Annotated in this window: 17 protein-coding genes; 9 read left to right on the top strand and 8 right to left on the bottom strand. The window is 70.9% G+C overall.

Annotated elements, in window-relative coordinates; genetic code table 11:
* Positions 1–146: 146 nt before the first annotated feature.
* Entirely contained in the window at positions 147–779 is a 633-nt protein-coding gene (locus tag QC283_RS03495) for an ABC transporter ATP-binding protein (RefSeq protein WP_279559834.1), read from the top strand.
* Positions 776–2,320 (top strand): hypothetical protein, encoded by a 1,545-nt coding sequence (locus QC283_RS03490; protein ID WP_279559833.1) that lies wholly within the window; start codon positions 776–778, stop codon positions 2,318–2,320. Before QC283_RS03495 ends, QC283_RS03490 begins: the two co-directional genes overlap by 4 nt.
* 187 nt (positions 2,321–2,507) lie before the next feature.
* Here QC283_RS03490 and sodN read toward each other — a convergent pair whose 3' ends face one another.
* Complete coding sequence (gene sodN, locus QC283_RS03485) at positions 2,508–2,903, bottom strand: superoxide dismutase, Ni (protein ID WP_064729779.1); 396 nt, start codon at positions 2,901–2,903, stop codon at positions 2,508–2,510.
* Between the two features lie 146 nt (positions 2,904–3,049).
* On the opposite strand from sodN, the gene sodX reads away from it, so the two are divergent.
* Complete coding sequence (sodX, locus tag QC283_RS03480) at positions 3,050–3,484, top strand: nickel-type superoxide dismutase maturation protease (protein ID WP_279559832.1); 435 nt, start codon at positions 3,050–3,052, stop codon at positions 3,482–3,484.
* Here sodX and QC283_RS03475 read toward each other — a convergent pair.
* Positions 3,391–4,017, bottom strand: a complete 627-nt coding sequence (locus QC283_RS03475; RefSeq protein ID WP_279559831.1) for a CGNR zinc finger domain-containing protein — start codon at positions 4,015–4,017, stop codon at positions 3,391–3,393. The genes sodX and QC283_RS03475 overlap by 94 nt on opposite strands.
* 100 nt (positions 4,018–4,117) lie before the next feature.
* Here QC283_RS03475 and QC283_RS03470 point away from each other — a divergent pair, with 100 nt between their 5' ends.
* Positions 4,118–4,894, top strand: coding sequence for a class I SAM-dependent methyltransferase (locus QC283_RS03470; protein WP_279559830.1), 777 nt, complete (start codon positions 4,118–4,120; stop codon positions 4,892–4,894).
* 87 nt (positions 4,895–4,981) lie between these two features.
* Here QC283_RS03470 and QC283_RS03465 read toward each other — a convergent pair whose 3' ends face one another.
* From QC283_RS03465 to QC283_RS03455, 3 genes are read right to left on the bottom strand one after another with little or no spacing between them, the layout of a single operon-like run.
* Positions 4,982–5,743 (bottom strand): amino acid ABC transporter ATP-binding protein, encoded by a 762-nt coding sequence (locus QC283_RS03465; protein WP_279559829.1) that lies wholly within the window; start codon positions 5,741–5,743, stop codon positions 4,982–4,984.
* Positions 5,740–6,690 carry an amino acid ABC transporter permease gene (locus QC283_RS03460; RefSeq protein WP_279559828.1) on the bottom strand — a complete coding sequence of 317 codons (951 nt, stop codon included), beginning with the start codon at positions 6,688–6,690 and terminating at the stop codon, positions 5,740–5,742. The genes QC283_RS03465 and QC283_RS03460 overlap by 4 nt, the downstream gene beginning before the upstream one ends.
* Before the next feature lie 30 nt (positions 6,691–6,720).
* Positions 6,721–7,683 (bottom strand): ABC transporter substrate-binding protein, encoded by a 963-nt coding sequence (locus tag QC283_RS03455; RefSeq protein WP_279559827.1) that lies wholly within the window; start codon positions 7,681–7,683, stop codon positions 6,721–6,723.
* Between the two features lie 641 nt (positions 7,684–8,324).
* Here QC283_RS03455 and QC283_RS03450 point away from each other — a divergent pair.
* From QC283_RS03450 to QC283_RS03435, 4 genes are all read left to right on the top strand, one after another.
* Entirely contained in the window at positions 8,325–9,554 is a 1,230-nt protein-coding gene (locus tag QC283_RS03450) for an NAD(P)-dependent malic enzyme (protein ID WP_279559826.1), read from the top strand.
* Positions 9,555–9,748: 194 nt separating this feature from the next.
* Positions 9,749–10,714, top strand: a complete 966-nt coding sequence (locus tag QC283_RS03445; RefSeq protein WP_279559825.1) for a zinc-binding dehydrogenase — start codon at positions 9,749–9,751, stop codon at positions 10,712–10,714.
* A gap of 123 nt (positions 10,715–10,837) precedes the next feature.
* On the top strand, positions 10,838–11,047 hold the full coding sequence (locus tag QC283_RS03440; RefSeq protein WP_121749540.1) for a helix-turn-helix domain-containing protein: 210 nt from the start codon (positions 10,838–10,840) through the stop codon (positions 11,045–11,047).
* Positions 11,047–11,610: a Clp protease N-terminal domain-containing protein gene (locus tag QC283_RS03435; RefSeq protein WP_279559824.1), complete on the top strand. Its 564-nt coding sequence runs from the start codon at positions 11,047–11,049 to the stop codon at positions 11,608–11,610. The genes QC283_RS03440 and QC283_RS03435 overlap by 1 nt, the downstream gene beginning before the upstream one ends.
* 56 nt (positions 11,611–11,666) lie before the next feature.
* On the opposite strand, the gene QC283_RS03430 is transcribed toward QC283_RS03435, so the two are convergent.
* Positions 11,667–12,749 (bottom strand): PadR family transcriptional regulator, encoded by a 1,083-nt coding sequence (locus QC283_RS03430; RefSeq protein ID WP_279559823.1) that lies wholly within the window; start codon positions 12,747–12,749, stop codon positions 11,667–11,669.
* Between the two features lies 1 nt (position 12,750).
* Entirely contained in the window at positions 12,751–13,701 is a 951-nt protein-coding gene (locus QC283_RS03425; protein WP_279559822.1) for a DUF4097 family beta strand repeat-containing protein, read from the bottom strand.
* Positions 13,702–13,838: 137 nt separating this feature from the next.
* Between QC283_RS03425 and QC283_RS03420 the strand changes: the two genes are divergently transcribed.
* Positions 13,839–14,648 carry a hypothetical protein gene (locus QC283_RS03420; RefSeq protein ID WP_279559821.1) on the top strand — a complete coding sequence of 270 codons (810 nt, stop codon included), beginning with the start codon at positions 13,839–13,841 and terminating at the stop codon, positions 14,646–14,648.
* Between the two features lie 112 nt (positions 14,649–14,760).
* Here QC283_RS03420 and QC283_RS03415 read toward each other — a convergent pair whose 3' ends face one another.
* A complete protein-coding gene (locus tag QC283_RS03415) occupies positions 14,761–14,943 on the bottom strand; it encodes a DUF6104 family protein (protein WP_003961784.1) in 183 nt (60 codons plus the stop codon).
* Positions 14,944–15,023: the final 80 nt, after the last annotated feature.

The raw sequence follows: 15,023 nt of genomic DNA, 5'->3' as shown, positions 1-15,023 counted from the left end.
CGAGAAGGCCACTTGAGCGACGCTCCCGGAGAGAGGCCGATGGCGCGGATGACGGCCGGCCTCGAGGCGACGGGCGTCAACAGGTCGTATACGGGCGACGAGTAGAGTGCGCGGTCACGAGAAACGTGTGTGGTCCTGGAGTGTGAGTGACCGGAGTTCCTGTGATAGCGGCGGACGGCGCGACGGTCACGCTGGGTGACACCATGCTGCTCGCCCCTACGACGTTCGATGCGTCGCCGGGCGAGCTCTGGTGTGTCACGGGCGGCAACGGGACGGGCAAGACGACGCTCCTGCGTGCCTTCCTGGGCAGTCGGGGCCTCACGGCCGGGTCGGTCTCGGTGATGGGTGAGCCCGCGGACATGACGAAGCCCCGGCACCGGCGGCACGTGGCTTCGCTCGTCGAGCCGATCCCGGTCGCCCGTGACATGACGTTGCGCGAGCAGGTGACACTGGTCGCCGCCTCCTGGTACGGCAACACCCCGGCGACCACCGAGCGGGCCGACCGGGTCGTCGAACGGCTGGGGCTGTCCTCACTGGGTGAACGCTTTCCCCACCAGGTGTCGTCCGGCCAGTCCCAACTCTTCAGCCTCGCGCTGACGCTGGTCCGTCCCGCCGATGTCGTACTGCTCGACGAGCCCGAGCGGCACCTCGACGGACACCGCGTCGAGCTGGTGGCCGCACTGCTCGCGGAGCGGGCGAAGCAGGGCACGGCGTTCCTGGTCGCCACCCACGAACCCGCCCTCGTGGATGTGTGCGACGGCCGCGTGGAGCTGGGATGACGACGCGGGACATCGTGGCACCCGACGCCGGAGCCGGCGACCGCGTCCACGCCGTCCGGCACCGCTACGCCCGCCGTGGTGACCGGGCCACGGTGCGTGGCCGCGCGTACACCGTCTACCTCGTCGCTCTCTTCGGCGTCTTCTTCCTGCTGCCGGCCCTCCACGCCGCCAGTAGGTCGCCGGGGCTCGTCTCGCTGGGAACTCCCGCCGACGCGACGCCGGTGGCCTGCGCTCTCGCGGTGACGGCGTGCTGGGGCGCCCAACTCGCCGGCCGGTTCTGGGGGCCGCTGGTGCTCCAGCCCTTCCTGCTGCACGTGTTCATGTCCACGGACCTGTCCCCGACGGGCTACCTCGGCACGATCGCCCGGCGCCGACTGGCGTACGCCGGTGCCGCCCTGCTGCTGTCGGTGTGCACGGCGGCGTATCTCACGACCGACCTGTTCGACCACCCTGGCACCGCGACGCAGGGTATGGCGGTCGCGGTCGGGCTCAGTGCTTCTACTGCGGCCGTCTGGTTGTGGGCCCAGGTCCGACCGGTGTCCGACAACCTGGTGTTCGCTTCCGCCGTAGGCGCCGCGGCGTCGGCCGTGACGGTGGGCGGCCCCGCGGCCACGAACGGCACAGGGGCCCTGTGGTTCCTCGCCGGGCTGCTGACGGCCACCGCCGCGGCCCTCGGACGTGCGGCCTTCCGGGCGATCCGGACGGTCGACCTGGCCAGACTCGCCCGCGAGTCGGCACGCGCGTCCCAGGCTCAGGCGTACGTGTTGACGGGTACGCTCCATCACGCGCTCGACCTGTACCGGCCGGAGCCGCGCGGACTCACCTCGGCTCTGTTCCGTCCGGACGGACGCCTTCGCGGGCATCTCCATCAGGGTGTGGTCCGGGCGCTGCGCACACGCGGTCGCGCGCTCGCGGCCGTGGCTCTCCTGCTGGCCGGCGGTGCGCTGCTGACGCTCGGGGTGGCCGGAGCCGACGGGGACCCGGTACCGCCGCTGTGGGTGGCCGGCTCCGTCTGCGTGTACCTCGGGTCCGGCTGGGTGGGCGAGACCTGGCGTGGTCTGCGCGACGAGCTGACCCTGGCCCCGCTGTTCGGCGAGTGCTGGGGCGGGATGCCGGCCCGCACGCTGACCTGGCCCGTGGCCGCCGTAGCGGTCGGAACGTCCCTGGGGGGCGGCCTCGCCGTCGTGACCCGGTGGCCGCAGCACGGCGGACGCCTGGTCGACACGGTCCTGCTCGTGGCCGGGTCGGTCGTGTCGGCCCTCGGCGCCAGATTCCTGCGTGAGATGAAGACGCGTCTGCCGCTCTCACTGCTTCTCCCCGTCGTCACGCCGTTCGGCGATCTGTCCGGGCTGATGATCGTGGCATGGCAGTTCGACGGATTCGTCGCGGTGGTGACCGGCGTCGCCGTGATGAACGCCGCCCCGTCCGCGCCCGGTGCGGCGGCGCTCGCGCTGGCCGTGGCCGCCTGCTGCGTCTGGATGGGCCTGCGCCGGACGGGATGGGCGCACCGGGGCCTGCTCACCCGCCTCAGACGGGTCTGAGGGGCGGCGGCCTCACGCCGCGGGCCCACGGCCACGCGCGCGGCCGGCGAAAAGAAGACCGGGAGAAGCCCGAAAGAAGACCGCACCCGGTCCGGCAGGGACGCCGTGCTCGGCGTACCGCGGAACGGGTGCGGACCGAAGGACCGTGCGACCAGTTGAAACGCGGGCCGAACGGCATGACCGGTGATCAGGCCTTCTTGGTCTCCCAGAAGATCTTGTCGATCTGGGCGATGTAGTCCAGGGCCTTCTGGCCGGTCGCCGGGTCGGTCGAGCCCTTGGCGGCCGAGAGGGCCTTCAGGGTGTCGTTGACCAGCTGGTGCAGCTCCGGGTACTTCTCGAAGTGCGGGGGCTTGAAGTAGTCGCTCCACAGCACGGAGACGTGGTGCTTCGCGAGCTCGGCGCGCTGCTCCTTGATGACCGTGGCGCGAGCCTGGAAGTGCGGGTCGTCGTTGCCGGCCATCTTCTCCTGGACGGCCTTCACCGACTCCGCCTCGATGCGGGCCTGGGCAGGGTCGTACACGCCGCAGGGCAGGTCGCAGTGGGCGCTGACCGTGACCTTGGGGGCAAACAGGCGGGAAAGCATGCAGCCGTTCCTTCCTCGTGATCGTCTTCTCAGGGGGGACATTACTCCCTGGGAGGCCCGATTTCGCGAGTGCCCCCGTGGGCTTAGGACAAAAGTCCGGGGTGAGACTGAGACTGGTGGAGGAAAGACCGGGGAGGTGCCGGGTTATGCCGGAGCAGCTGTCGCAGGAGACCGAACGCGCGAGAGGGGCCTTGCCCTTCGGGCCGGCCGAGGTGACCGGGCCGTCGATGGTGCCCACGCTGCACCACGGGGACGTGCTCCTGGTGCACTGGGGGGCCAGGGTGCGGCCCGGTGACGTGGTCGTGCTGCGGCATCCCTTCCAGCAGGACCTGCTCGTGGTCAAGCGGGCCGTGGAACGGCGCGGGGCCGGCTGGTGGGTGCTCGGGGACAACGCGTTCGCGGGCGGGGACAGCACCGACTACGGGGCCGTCCCCGAGGAGCTCGTACTCGGCAGGGCGCGGCTGCGCTACCGGCCGCTGAGGCCGGGTCAGCGCTCGCCGTTCGCCGTGGCCCGCTGGGCGCTGTCGGCGCTCAGGCCGCTGACCGCCCGGTCCGCCTCCAGGCGCTTGCGGGCGCGGTAGGCCGCCACGTTGGCGCGGGTGGCGCAGCGGTCGGAGCAGTAGCGCCGGGAGCGGTTGGTGGAGGTGTCCAGGTACGCGTTGCGGCAGGGGGCCGCCTCGCACAGGCCCAGGCGGTTCACGCCGTACTCGGTGAGGTGGAAGGCCAGGCCCATCGCCGCGATGGCGGCGAAACCGGCGGTCGCGTTGGACGGGTGGTCCGCCAGGTGCATGTGCCACAGCGGGGTGCCGTCGTCGTCGCGGACGTCGTGGCCGGAGATCTGCGGGCTCACCGGGAACTCCAGGAGCAGGGAGTTCAAGAGGTCCACGGCGAGGGTCTCGTCGCCGCCGTCGGCCGCCTCGAAGACCGCCCGCAGCCGTCCCCGGACCGAGCGGAACCGGGTCACGTCCGCGTCCGTGGCACGCCGGGCCGCCGACTGGTTGGCGCCGAAGAGCTCGCGGACGGCCTCGACCGAGGTCAGGGAGTCCTGTCCCCGTGCCGGTTCCTCGGTGTTGACGAGGCGTACGGCGTAGTCCGAGTAATAGGCCAGTTCCACTTGTAGTCCTTACGAAGGGGCTCTATGGTCATGCCTGCGGTCAGGTAATGGCTGATCGCGGTTCCAGGGTATTACTTCATGTATGCGACGGAGGGGCTCGATGACGGACGCGGACATCACCACTACCACCACGACCGCCGACTGGCACGCCTGGCAGGTCAGCTGGGACCGGCAGCAGGAGTGGTACATGCCGGACCGCGAGGAACGCTTCCGGATCATGCTGGACATGGTCGAGGCACTGGTCGGGCCCGCACCGCGCGTGCTCGACCTCGCCTGCGGCACCGGGACCATCACGGCCCGGCTGCTCGCCCGGTTCCCGGAGGCCACCAGCACCGGCGTGGACCTCGACCCCGCGCTCCTCGCCATCGCCGAGGGCACCTTCGCGGGCGACGAACGGGTCCGTCTGGTCACCGCCGACCTCAAGGACCCCGAGTGGACGGCGAAGCTGCCGCACGACTCCTACGACGCCGTCCTGACCGCCACGGCCCTGCACTGGCTCCACGCCGAACCCCTCGCGGCCCTCTACGGTCGGGTCGCGGAACTGGTCCGCGACGGTGGTGTCTTCATGAACGCGGACCACATGATCGACGAGACGACGCCCCGGATCAACGCGGCCGAACGCGCCCAGCGGCACGAGCGGATGACGGCCGCCCGGTCACAGGGCGCGCTCGACTGGGCCGAGTGGTGGCAGCTCGCCGCCAAGGACCCGGTCCTCGCCGGGCCCACCGCCCGCCGCTTCGAGATCTACGGCGAGCACGCCGACGGTGACATGCCCCCGGCGGCCTGGCACGCGCGCGTGCTGCGCGAGAAGGGCTTCGGCGAGGCGCGACCGGTGTGGTGCTCGCCGTCGGACACGCTGCTGCTGGCGCTCAAGTAGCCCGGGGACAGCCCGAAGGGGGGCGGTACGGATCTCCGTACCGCCCCCCTTCGTCGTACGTACGAGTTCCGTCGTACGTACGGGGGATCAGAGCACCTTGGACAGGAACGCCTTCGTCCGCTCGTGCTGCGGGTCCGTCAGGACGTCGCGCGGGTTGCCCGACTCGACCACCACACCGTCGTCCATGAAGACCAGGCTGTCGCCGACCTCGCGGGCGAAGCCCATCTCGTGGGTGACGACGACCATCGTCATGCCGGACTCGGCGAGGTCGCGCATGACGTCGAGGACGTCGCCGACCAGTTCCGGGTCGAGGGCCGAGGTCGGCTCGTCGAACAGCATCAGCTTCGGGTCCATGGCGAGGGCCCGCGCGATGGCGACGCGCTGCTGCTGGCCGCCGGAGAGCTGCGAGGGGTAGTTGCCGGCCTTGTCGCCCAGGCCCACGCGCTCCAGGAGCTGGCGCGCGCGGTCCCTGGCCTGGGCCTTGCTCACGCCCTTGACCTGGACCGGCGCCTCCATGACGTTCTCCAGGGCCGTCATGTGCGGGAACAGGTTGAAGCGCTGGAAGACCATGCCGATGTCCCGGCGCTTGACCGCGACCTCGCTGTCCTTGAGCTCGTAGAGCTTGTCGCCCTTCTGGCGGTAGCCGACCAGCTCCCCGTCGACGTACAGCCGCCCGGAGTTGATCTTCTCCAGGTGGTTGATGCACCGCAGGAAGGTCGACTTGCCGGAGCCGGAGGGGCCGATGAGGCAGAACACCTCGCCCTGCTTCACCTCCAGGTCGATGCCCTTGAGTACCTCGACGGCGCCGAAGGACTTGTGGACGCCCTCGGCCTTGACCATGGCGGTCATGCCGCACCTCCCGTCGTGCTGGAGCGGTTCGACAGGGACAGCAGGTTCGCCCTGATCTTCTGCATCGGGGTGGCCGGCAGGCTGCGGCTGGAGCCGCGGGCGTAGTAACGCTCCAGGTAGTACTGGCCGACGCTGAAGACCGAGGTCAGCAGCAGGTACCAGGCCGCCGCCAGGAACAGCATCTCGGCCGGGGCGCCGGAGGTCTGCCCGATGTCCTGGGCGACCCGGAACAACTCGGCGTACTGGACGACCGACACCAGTGAGGTCGTCTTCAGCATGTTGATGACCTCGTTGCCGGTCGGCGGCACGATCACGCGCATCGCCTGCGGCACCACGATCCGGCGCAGCGTCTTGGTGTGGCTCATGCCGAGCGCGTGCGCCGCCTCGGTCTGGCCCTCGTCGACCGCCAGCAGACCGGCGCGGCAGATCTCCGCCATGTACGCGGCCTCGTTCAGGCCGAGGCCGAGCAGCGCCGTCAGGAACGGCGTCATGAAGTCCGACCACTCGTCGCGATAGAACGGACCGAGGTTGATGTACTCGAAGACCAGGCCGAGGTTGAACCAGACGACCAGCTGCACCAGGACGGGCGTGCCGCGGAAGAACCAGATGTAGAACCACGCGATGGACGAGGTCACCGGGTTCTTGGACAGCCGCATCACGGCGAGCAGGATGCCGCCGACGACGCCGATCAGCATCGCCAGGACGGTGATCAGGAGGGTCTTGCCCATGCCGGTCAGGACACGGTCGTCGAAGAAGTAGTCCGGGATCGCACCCCAGTTGATCTTGCCCTGGGAGAACGCGTAGACGACGGCGGCCAGCAGCGCGATCGCGACGACCGCGGAGACGTACCGCCCGTAGTGCCGGACCGGGATGGCCTTGATGGCCTCCGGTCCGGCCGGCGGGGTACCGGCCGGGCCGCCCGCCGTTTTGTCGATGTCAACAGTCACGGATGTTGCCTTTCGGTGCCCGCCGCGCGGTCACTTGCCGCCGTTGATGGTGGCCTCCGTGACGGCGCCTTCCGCCACGCCCCACTTGTCCATGATCTTCTTGTACTCGCCGTTGGCGATCACCGCGTCCAGCGCCGCCTTCAGGGCGTCCCGCAGCTGGGTGTTGTCCTTGGCGACCGCGATGCCGTACGGCGCGGCCTCGACCTGCTCGCCGACGAGCTGGAAGTCCTTGCCGCCGCCGGAGGTCTTCACCGCGTACGCCGCGACCGGGAAGTCGGAGGAACCGGCGTCGGCGCCGCCCGCGCGCAGGCGGGTCTGGGCCTGCTGGTCGTTGTCGAAGGCCTCCATGGAGATCTTCTTGCCGGCCGGGCACTTCTCGTTCTCGGCCTTGGCGAGGTCCTCCGAGACCGTGCCGCGCTGCAGCACGAGCTTCTTGCCGCACAGGTCGGCCCAGGTCTTGATGCCCTGGTCGTCACCCTTCTTGGTGTAGATCGAGACACCGGCGGTGAAGTAGTCCACGAAGTCGACGCCCTGGCCGACCTTCTTGCCGGTCTCCGAGTCGATGCCCTCCTGGCGCTCCTTGGTGTCGGTCATCGCGGACATGGCGATGTCGTACCGCTTGGAGCGCAGACCGGTTATCAGGGTGTCGAAGGTGCCGTTCTCGAACTCGAACTCCACGCCGAGCTGCTTGCCCATGGCGTCCGCGAGGTCGGGGTCGATGCCGACCGTCTCGCCGGACTTGTCCTTGAACTCGACCGGCGCGTAGGCGATGTCGGAGCCGACCTTGATGACGCCCTTGTCGCGAACGGACTGCGGCAGCTTGTCGGCCAGCGGAGCACCCGCAGCGGACTGGTTGTCGCTGCCGCCGGAGTCGCTGTTCTCGGTCTGGTCGCCGCATCCGGTGAGCAGCAGGGCGCCTGCGACCGCGATCGCACCGACCGCTGCTAGCCGGGACTGCGCGGCGGTCGTACGACGGGTGGAGCTTGCGGTCATGGTGGTTCCTCCGGCGGATGAAGGGAGATGCCGATGGGGACGGTGGGGTTCCGGTGGGGCGGGGCGCCGGCCGGGGGTCCGGCAGGCGCCGTGAGTCGACGAGAGCACACACTTTCGAGCGTCGCGACCTCGTGTGATTACGGCATCTTGCCATTCGGACTCGGCCATTCAGGGGGGATGCCATGTCAAAATCGGATAACGGGCGACCCCCCGAACCGCACCAGGTCGGTACATCACGACCGAACCTTTACGGGAATCACCCCTTCCGGCCGGAAGATCTTCGGTATTCCTCGATATGCGGACACGGTTCGCTCGTACGTGCGACCTTTGGGGGTCCGTTCTCCTGGCCTGTCAAGGGGTGCCGAGAAGTTGTCCGGATCCCTGGCTATGAGTCATGTCACCGGCATGCGGCGTTCGTGGTCCGACATGTGAGCTTGCGCTTATCGGACTCGTCGCGGTGGGTGTCCGTCGGGTAAGAAGGTTCTTTACACCCCTCATCAGGGGCTCAGGGCGCGTGTGCGGCGCGCCCGTCGCGCAGGGCCCACGTGGTCCCAACGGCCATCTTCCTGCGCGGTGCCCGCCCATTCCTCACCAGGAGTGGACAAACCCTCAAACCATGAACTCTTAAGGGGTAAGACAAAGTGGCAGCGGAGATCGTCAATCCTCGCAGCGACAGCGACGCCAGTACGGAGCAGGAGGCGGGCGTGGAGCCCCTCGACTCCTTCGACCCCGCGTTCGCGCTGCACCGCGGCGGCAAGATGGCCGTGCAGGCCACCGTGCCGGTCCGTGACAAGGACGACCTGTCCCTGGCGTACACGCCCGGCGTCGCGAAAGTGTGCAGCGCGATCGCCGAGCAGCCCGACCTCGTCCACGACTACACCTGGAAGTCCTCGGTCGTGGCGGTCGTGACGGACGGTACGGCCGTGCTCGGACTCGGGGACATCGGACCCGAGGCCTCCCTTCCGGTGATGGAGGGGAAGGCGATCCTGTTCAAGCAGTTCGGCGGTGTGGACGCGGTCCCGATCGCGCTGAACTGCACGGACGCAGACGACATCGTCGAGACGGTGGTGCGGCTCGCACCCTCCTTCGGCGGTGTGAACCTGGAGGACATCTCGGCGCCGCGGTGCTTCGAGATCGAGCGCAAGCTCCAGGAGCGCCTCGACATCCCGGTCTTCCACGACGACCAGCACGGCACGGCGGTCGTGACCCTCGCGGCCCTGCGGAACGCCGCGCGGCTGAGCGGGCGGACGCTGGGTGAGCTGCGGGCGGTGATCTCGGGCGCGGGCGCGGCCGGTGTCGCCATCGCCAAGATGCTGGTGGAGGCCGGCATCGGGGACGTCGCGGTCGCGGACCGCAAGGGCGTCGTCTCGGCCGACCGGGACGACCTGACCCCGGTCAAGCGCGAAGTGGCCTCCTTCACCAACAAGGCTGGGCTGTCCGGCTCGCTGGAGGCCGCCCTGTCCGGCGCCGACGTCTTCATCGGCGTCTCCGGCGGTACGGTGCCGGAGCCGGCGGTCGCCTCGATGGCCAAGGGCGCGTTCGTCTTCGCGATGGCCAACCCGAACCCCGAGGTGCATCCGGAGGTCGCCCACAAGTACGCGGCGGTCGTCGCGACGGGGCGCTCGGACTTCCCGAACCAGATCAACAACGTGCTGGCGTTCCCGGGCATCTTCGCCGGCGCGCTGCAGGTGCGGGCGTCCCGGATCACCGAGGGCATGAAGCTCGCGGCGGCCGAGGCGCTGGCTTCCGTGGTGGGCGACGACCTCGCCGCGGACTACGTCATCCCGTCCCCGTTCGACGAGCGCGTCGCGCCGGCGGTTACGGCGGCGGTGGCGGCGGCGGCCCGGGCGGAGGGGGTTGCGCGCCGGTGACGGTGTGATGCTGTGTGTGGTGTACGGCCTCGTCCTTGGTGGGCGGGGCCGTTCGCTTTTGCCGGTGGGGCGGCACGGGGGTTGGGCGGGGGTGGGTGGCGCGGCCCGGCGCAGCTGGGTCGGTGGGGCAAGAGGGTGTGTGTCACAGGGCGTCGTGGTTCCGGTCGGCGGGTCGGGAACCTATCGTCAAGGTCATGTTCGCTGTCTACGCCGCCCGAATCGACCGCGACCAGCCGCTGACCGGCCTGGAGTTGGGAGAGCTTCCGGCTCCCGAGGCCCGTCCCGGCTGGAGTGTCATCGATGTCAGGGCCGCCTCCCTCAACCACCACGACCTGTGGTCCCTGCGTGGCGTCGGCCTCCCGGAGGACCGGCTGCCGATGATCCTCGGCTGCGACGCCGCCGGTGTCGACGAGGACGGCAACGAGGTCGTCCTGCACTCCGTGATCGGTCAGACCGGCCACGGGGTCGGCCCCAAGGAGCCCCGCTCCATTCTCACCGAGCGCTACCCGGGGACGTTCGCCGAGCAGGTCGCCGTGCCGACCTGGAACGTCCTGCCCAAGCCGAAGGAGCTCTCCTTCGAGGAGGCGGCCTGTCTGCCGACCGCCTGGCTGACGGCGTACCGGATGCTGTTCACCAACGCCGGGGTGCGTCCCGGTGACTCGGTGCTGGTGCAGGGCGCCGGCGGCGGGGTCGCCACGGCCGCGATCGTGCTGGGCAAGGCGGCGGGGCTGCGGGTCTTCGCCACCAGCCGGGACGAGGCCAAGCGGAAGCGGGCCCTGGAACTGGGCGCCGTGGAGGCCGTCGAGCCTGGCGCGCGGCTGCCGCAGCGGGTCGATGCCGTCATCGAGACGGTGGGCGCCGCGACCTGGTCCCACTCGGTGAAGTCGCTGCGGCCGGGCGGCACCCTCGTCATCTCCGGTGCCACCAGCGGCGACCGGCCCTCCCACGCCGAGCTGACCCGGGTCTTCTTCCTGGAGCTCAAAATCGTCGGCTCCACCATGGGCACCAAGGACGAGCTGGAGGACCTGCTGTCCTTCTGCGCGGCGACCGGCGTACGTCCCGTCATCGACGAGGTGCTGTCGATGGACCGGGCCCGCGAGGGATTCGAGCGGATGGCCTCCGGAGGGCAGTTCGGCAAGATCGTGCTCAGCGGTTCCTGACGCGTTTCTCCAGATTGTTCACGGCGGGTTCGGTGGTCCGGACCCGCCGTTCGCGTTCTCCGCGCCACCCTCGGCATGTCAACCAGGGTTGACGGACGGGCGTCGTCAACCTACATTGACAATATGAGTGAAGCAACGGATCTCGCCGCACGTGCGGGTGATCGCGACCCTCGGGTCGGGCTGCGGGCCGTCGCCGCACTGCGGATGCTGCTGGAGCAGCTGGAGGCGGTGCAGGTGCGCAGCGCGCGTAATCAGGGGTGGTCGTGGCAGGAGATCGCCACGGAACTCGGGGTCAGCAGGCAGGCCGTGCACAAGAAGTACGGGAGGCATTGATGTTCGAGCGATTCACGAAGGATGCCCGGGCCGTGGTGCAGGGGGCGGTCGAGCAGGCCGAAGGGGCGCGGGCGCAGACCGTCGACGCCGAGCACCTGCTGCTCGCCCTGCTGGACCGGGAGGGCGGCCGCGCCTCCTTCGCGCTGTCGGCGCTCGGGGCCGGCGAACGCAAGGAGGAGGTGCGGCAGGCCCTGGCGGAGGCGCGGCGCCGTGCCGGGCTGACGCGGGCCGAGACCGACGCCCTCGCCGGGCTGGGTATCGATGTCTCCGAGATCGTCGCCCGTGTGGAGGAGGCCCATGGCGTGGGCGCGATGGCCGGCGACCGGAAGGGCAAGCGGTGGTGGTCCGGGCACCGCAGCTTCAGCAAGGGGGCCAAGGAGGTGCTGGAGCAGGCGCTGCGGGCCGCCGTCGCCCGGCACGACCGGGGCATCGGCGACGAGCACATCCTCCTCGCCCTCACCGTCCGCCCCGGCGTACCTGCCGAGGTGCTCGCCGATCACGGCGTGACTCACGAGTCGCTGACCAGGGTGCTGGGCGGCGGCGCGGGGGAGGCCTGCGCCTGACGTGCGCGGTGTCCCCGGGGACCTTCGGCGGTCGCCGGGGAGCCGTGCCGCCGGGCTCAGGCCTTCGGTGCTCGCAGTACCGCCCCGATGTGCGCCGCGGCGGTCGACAACTGGAGTCGGGCGTCGCGGAGCTGGTCGCTCGTGACTCCGTGGTCCCGGGCCGCGTCGCGGATGTCGTCCCGGAAGCGGTCGAGCAGCCGGTCCAGGTCGCGTGCCGGGTCGCCGGTGGAGTCCGCGGTGTCCTCGTGGGCCCAGGACGGGGCGTAACCGGCCGGGAAGCCCTCGGGGGTGTCGGAGTACTCCGGGGTGGCGGAGTGCTCGGGCCGATGGGCGGTCGGTCCGGTGGTGCGGCCGAAGCCCCAGTCCTTGCCGAACTCCTTCCCGAAGTCCTTTCCGAAGTCCCCGACCTCCTTGGCCAGTTCGCTCAGGCCCTCGCGCAGCCCCGTCGGCCAGTCGCCCCGCGAGAAGTGGTCCTGCACCTGCTCCTGGACCCGCTGGGCGATGCGCTGCACCTCTTCCTGCGCCTGCACCCGGGCCCGCTCCTGGGCCTCCTTGGCCTGGCGCCGGGCCCGCTGTGCCTCGTCACGGGCGCGGCGGCTCTCGTCCTTGGCGCGGCGGGCCTGCTCCTTCCACTCCTGCTTGACGCGGCGCATCTCCTCCTTGGCGGCACGCCACGCCTCCTTCTCGTCCGTGTCCGCGGTGCCGGCGGCCGAGCCGTCGCCCTCGTCGTGCGCGCCCGGGCCGGTGCCTCCGCGGGCGGCGCTGGCCGCGGCCCGCATCTCCCGGCGCAGATCGCCCGCCGCGCCGCGCACGTCGGCCCGGATCTCGGCGGCGAGCTCGGCGACCGACTCCCGGATCTCCAGCTCCAGGTCGGCCAGCTCACCGCTGCGGTCGGACAGCTCCGCCCGGCCGGCGTCGGTGATGGCGTACACCTTGCGGCCGCCCTCGGTGGTGTGGGTGACCAGGCCCTCGGCCTCCAGCTTGGCCAGGCGCGGGTACACCGTGCCCGCCGAAGGCGCGTACAGGCCCTGGAAGCGCTCTTCGAGGAGCCGGATCACCTCGTACCCGTGGCGGGGGGCCTCGTCCAGGAGCTTGAGGAGGTAGAGGCGGAGGCGGCCGTGGGCGAAGACGGGGGACATGTCAGAGCACCTTCTTGTCGGTCGTGCCGTCGGCCGGGGCGCCGGTGGCGCCGGGATCCCGGCCGGAAGCGGAATTGTCCCCCGAGTCGTCCTGCGCGTCGTCCGCCGGGCCGGTGCCCCGGGGCTCGCGCTCCCACGGCGTGTCCTCCGCTGCCGGACGGCGCAGCAGGGCGATCGAGCCGGAGATGGTGGTGGCCTTCAGCCGGCCGTTGCCCGCGCCGAGCCGGCCGGTGATTCGCTTGGCACCCCACTGGCCGCCCACCCGGAGGTCCTCGAAGGCGCTGGAGACCGTGCCACTGGCCGTGTTCGCCTCCACCTCCGCGTCGGCGGGCTGGGGCAGCCGGATGGCGATCTCGCCCGAGACGCTGGTCAGGTTGATGTCGGTGGGCCCGCCGGCCGGGTCCAGGTCGACGATCATCGAACCGCTCACGGAATCGGCCCGGACCGAGGAGCCCGCCTCCACCACCGTCAGATCGCCGGAGACGGAGTGGAAGCTCAGGTCTCCGCCGAGGGCCTGCGCCTCCACGTTCCCCGAGACGGTGTCGGCGCGGACCGGGCCGGTGAGGCTCACCAGCGTCGTGTCCCCGGCGACGCCCTTCACCTCGGCGCGTCCGTCGAGCCCGGTGACCACGGCGGTGGCGCTGACCACGCCCACCTCCACGAGGGTGCCGGCCGGCACGGCCAGGGAGACCACCGCGCTGCGGCGCCAGCCCTTGCGGTCGAGCCACTTGAGGAAGCCCTTCCAGGGCAGGTCCTCGTAGGCCACGGTGAGCACGCCGTCCTGGTGGGTCACGACGAGGGGCGGCCCCTCTATCTCGGAGACCTCCAGGCGGGCGGAACCTTCGTCCGTGCCCACGACGTTCACCGTTCCGTTGACGATGCGTACCTGGAGCTTGCTCACGGACTCGTCGAAGGTGAGTTTCCCGGGTTCCGCGACAGACCACTCGGACATGGTGCAGACCTCCTCGACCGAACGCGCCATATCGCGTCCTCCGTTATTCACGATATATCGCGGACCCGGAAAGTCAAGACACCCGTTCTGGTGATCAACGCTCGGCCGGCAGGGCGGAATTGCCCTAACTTGTGAACATGTCGACGGAAGAGTCCGTATCCGCTCCCGCTTCCGGTGCCCTGCTGCTGTGCCGTGCCGAGCCGGACTCCGTCGACGCCGTAGCCCCCCTGCTGGGTGAACGCATGACGCTGCTCCCGGCCGGCGGGGAATGGAGCGTGCTGGTCCCGGTGGGCGGCCCCTGGCGGCACGGCGGCGAACCGGTCGACCGCGTGCTCACCGGCTGGGCAGCCGCGCTGGCCGTGGGTGCCCCGTGGCCCGCACTCGCCCTGTGGTGGGACGCCGACCGGGCGGGCTACACCCTCGCGTCCGGTTTCCGCCGCCCCGTCGGCTACGTGTGGCTCGCGGACGGCACCCCGGTCGGCGAGGACGAGGCGATGCGCACCTTCGCGAACCGTCTCGGCCTGGATCCCGTACTGGACGTCCAGTCGCTGGACCTGCTGACGAGGCCGGACCCCGAGGCCGACGCCCGTACCAGACTGCGCGGACTGCTCGCGGTGCTCACGCGCGCGGGAGTCGCCCTCCCCGCCGGACTCGACCCCGGCGAACCGGCCGACCGCCTCGGCGCCGCCGCCCGCGCCCTGCCCGGCGCCCGGCGGACCGAGGCCGCCGGGCGGCGCCCCACCGCCGGCGAAAGCCGCCTCGCCCCCTGGATGCCCTGGGTGGGCGGCCCCGGAGCCCGCGCCCTGGCCCTGGCCCAGATGGCGGCGGGCCTGCCACTCACCGTCTGGGGCCTACGGCGCCGCAGCGGGGGCTGGACCACGGCGGGGGCGCTACTGGTCGCGCACGGCGCGCTCGGGACGGCGTACGGCCTCTCCAAACGCTCCTGACGTCGCCGGGAGGTGCGCGGGGGCCCCAAAGGGGTCCTGCGGGGCCCCGTGCCCGGCCGGGCTTCGAGCGGGCTTCGCGAGGACGCCGGTGAAAGCCCGAGGACCCGGGTGCCTACTCGTCCTCGTCCTCGTCGTCCAGCCGCGCCAGCCAGGTGGCCAGCCGCTCCACCGGCACCTCGAAGTCCGGGTTCAGGTCGACGAAGGTCCGCAGCTGCTCGGCGAGCCACTCGAAGGTGACCTCCTCCTCGCCACGCCGCTTCTCCAGTTCCTCGATGCCTCGGTCGGTGAAGTACAACTCATGCTCCTGATGCGGGTGGGTCGGGCCCACGACGTACCCGTCCAGGGTAGTCCGTACGGCCCGGCGGATGGGGGTCG

Source organism: Streptomyces sp. DH41, from assembly GCF_029813785.1.
Lineage (GTDB): Bacteria > Actinomycetota > Actinomycetes > Streptomycetales > Streptomycetaceae > Streptomyces.
The sequence above is the reverse complement of the archived record's forward strand: the minus strand, read 5'-3'. Positions and strand labels throughout refer to the sequence as shown.

Coding starts and splice junctions, on each gene's coding strand:
- QC283_RS03470 (WP_279559830.1), top strand. CDS start 4,118: ATGACGGACGCGGACATCACCACTACCACCACGACCGCCGACTGGCAC.
- QC283_RS03440 (WP_121749540.1), top strand. CDS start 10,838: ATGAGTGAAGCAACGGATCTCGCCGCACGTGCGGGTGATCGCGACCCT.
- QC283_RS03445 (WP_279559825.1), top strand. CDS start 9,749: ATGTTCGCTGTCTACGCCGCCCGAATCGACCGCGACCAGCCGCTGACC.
- QC283_RS03490 (WP_279559833.1), top strand. CDS start 776: ATGACGACGCGGGACATCGTGGCACCCGACGCCGGAGCCGGCGACCGC.
- QC283_RS03455 (WP_279559827.1), bottom strand. CDS start 7,683: ATGACCGCAAGCTCCACCCGTCGTACGACCGCCGCGCAGTCCCGGCTA.
- QC283_RS03435 (WP_279559824.1), top strand. CDS start 11,047: ATGTTCGAGCGATTCACGAAGGATGCCCGGGCCGTGGTGCAGGGGGCG.
- QC283_RS03425 (WP_279559822.1), bottom strand. CDS start 13,701: ATGTCCGAGTGGTCTGTCGCGGAACCCGGGAAACTCACCTTCGACGAG.
- sodN (WP_064729779.1), bottom strand. CDS start 2,903: ATGCTTTCCCGCCTGTTTGCCCCCAAGGTCACGGTCAGCGCCCACTGC.
- QC283_RS03420 (WP_279559821.1), top strand. CDS start 13,839: ATGTCGACGGAAGAGTCCGTATCCGCTCCCGCTTCCGGTGCCCTGCTG.
- QC283_RS03465 (WP_279559829.1), bottom strand. CDS start 5,743: ATGACCGCCATGGTCAAGGCCGAGGGCGTCCACAAGTCCTTCGGCGCC.
- sodX (WP_279559832.1), top strand. CDS start 3,050: ATGCCGGAGCAGCTGTCGCAGGAGACCGAACGCGCGAGAGGGGCCTTG.
- QC283_RS03430 (WP_279559823.1), bottom strand. CDS start 12,749: ATGTCCCCCGTCTTCGCCCACGGCCGCCTCCGCCTCTACCTCCTCAAG.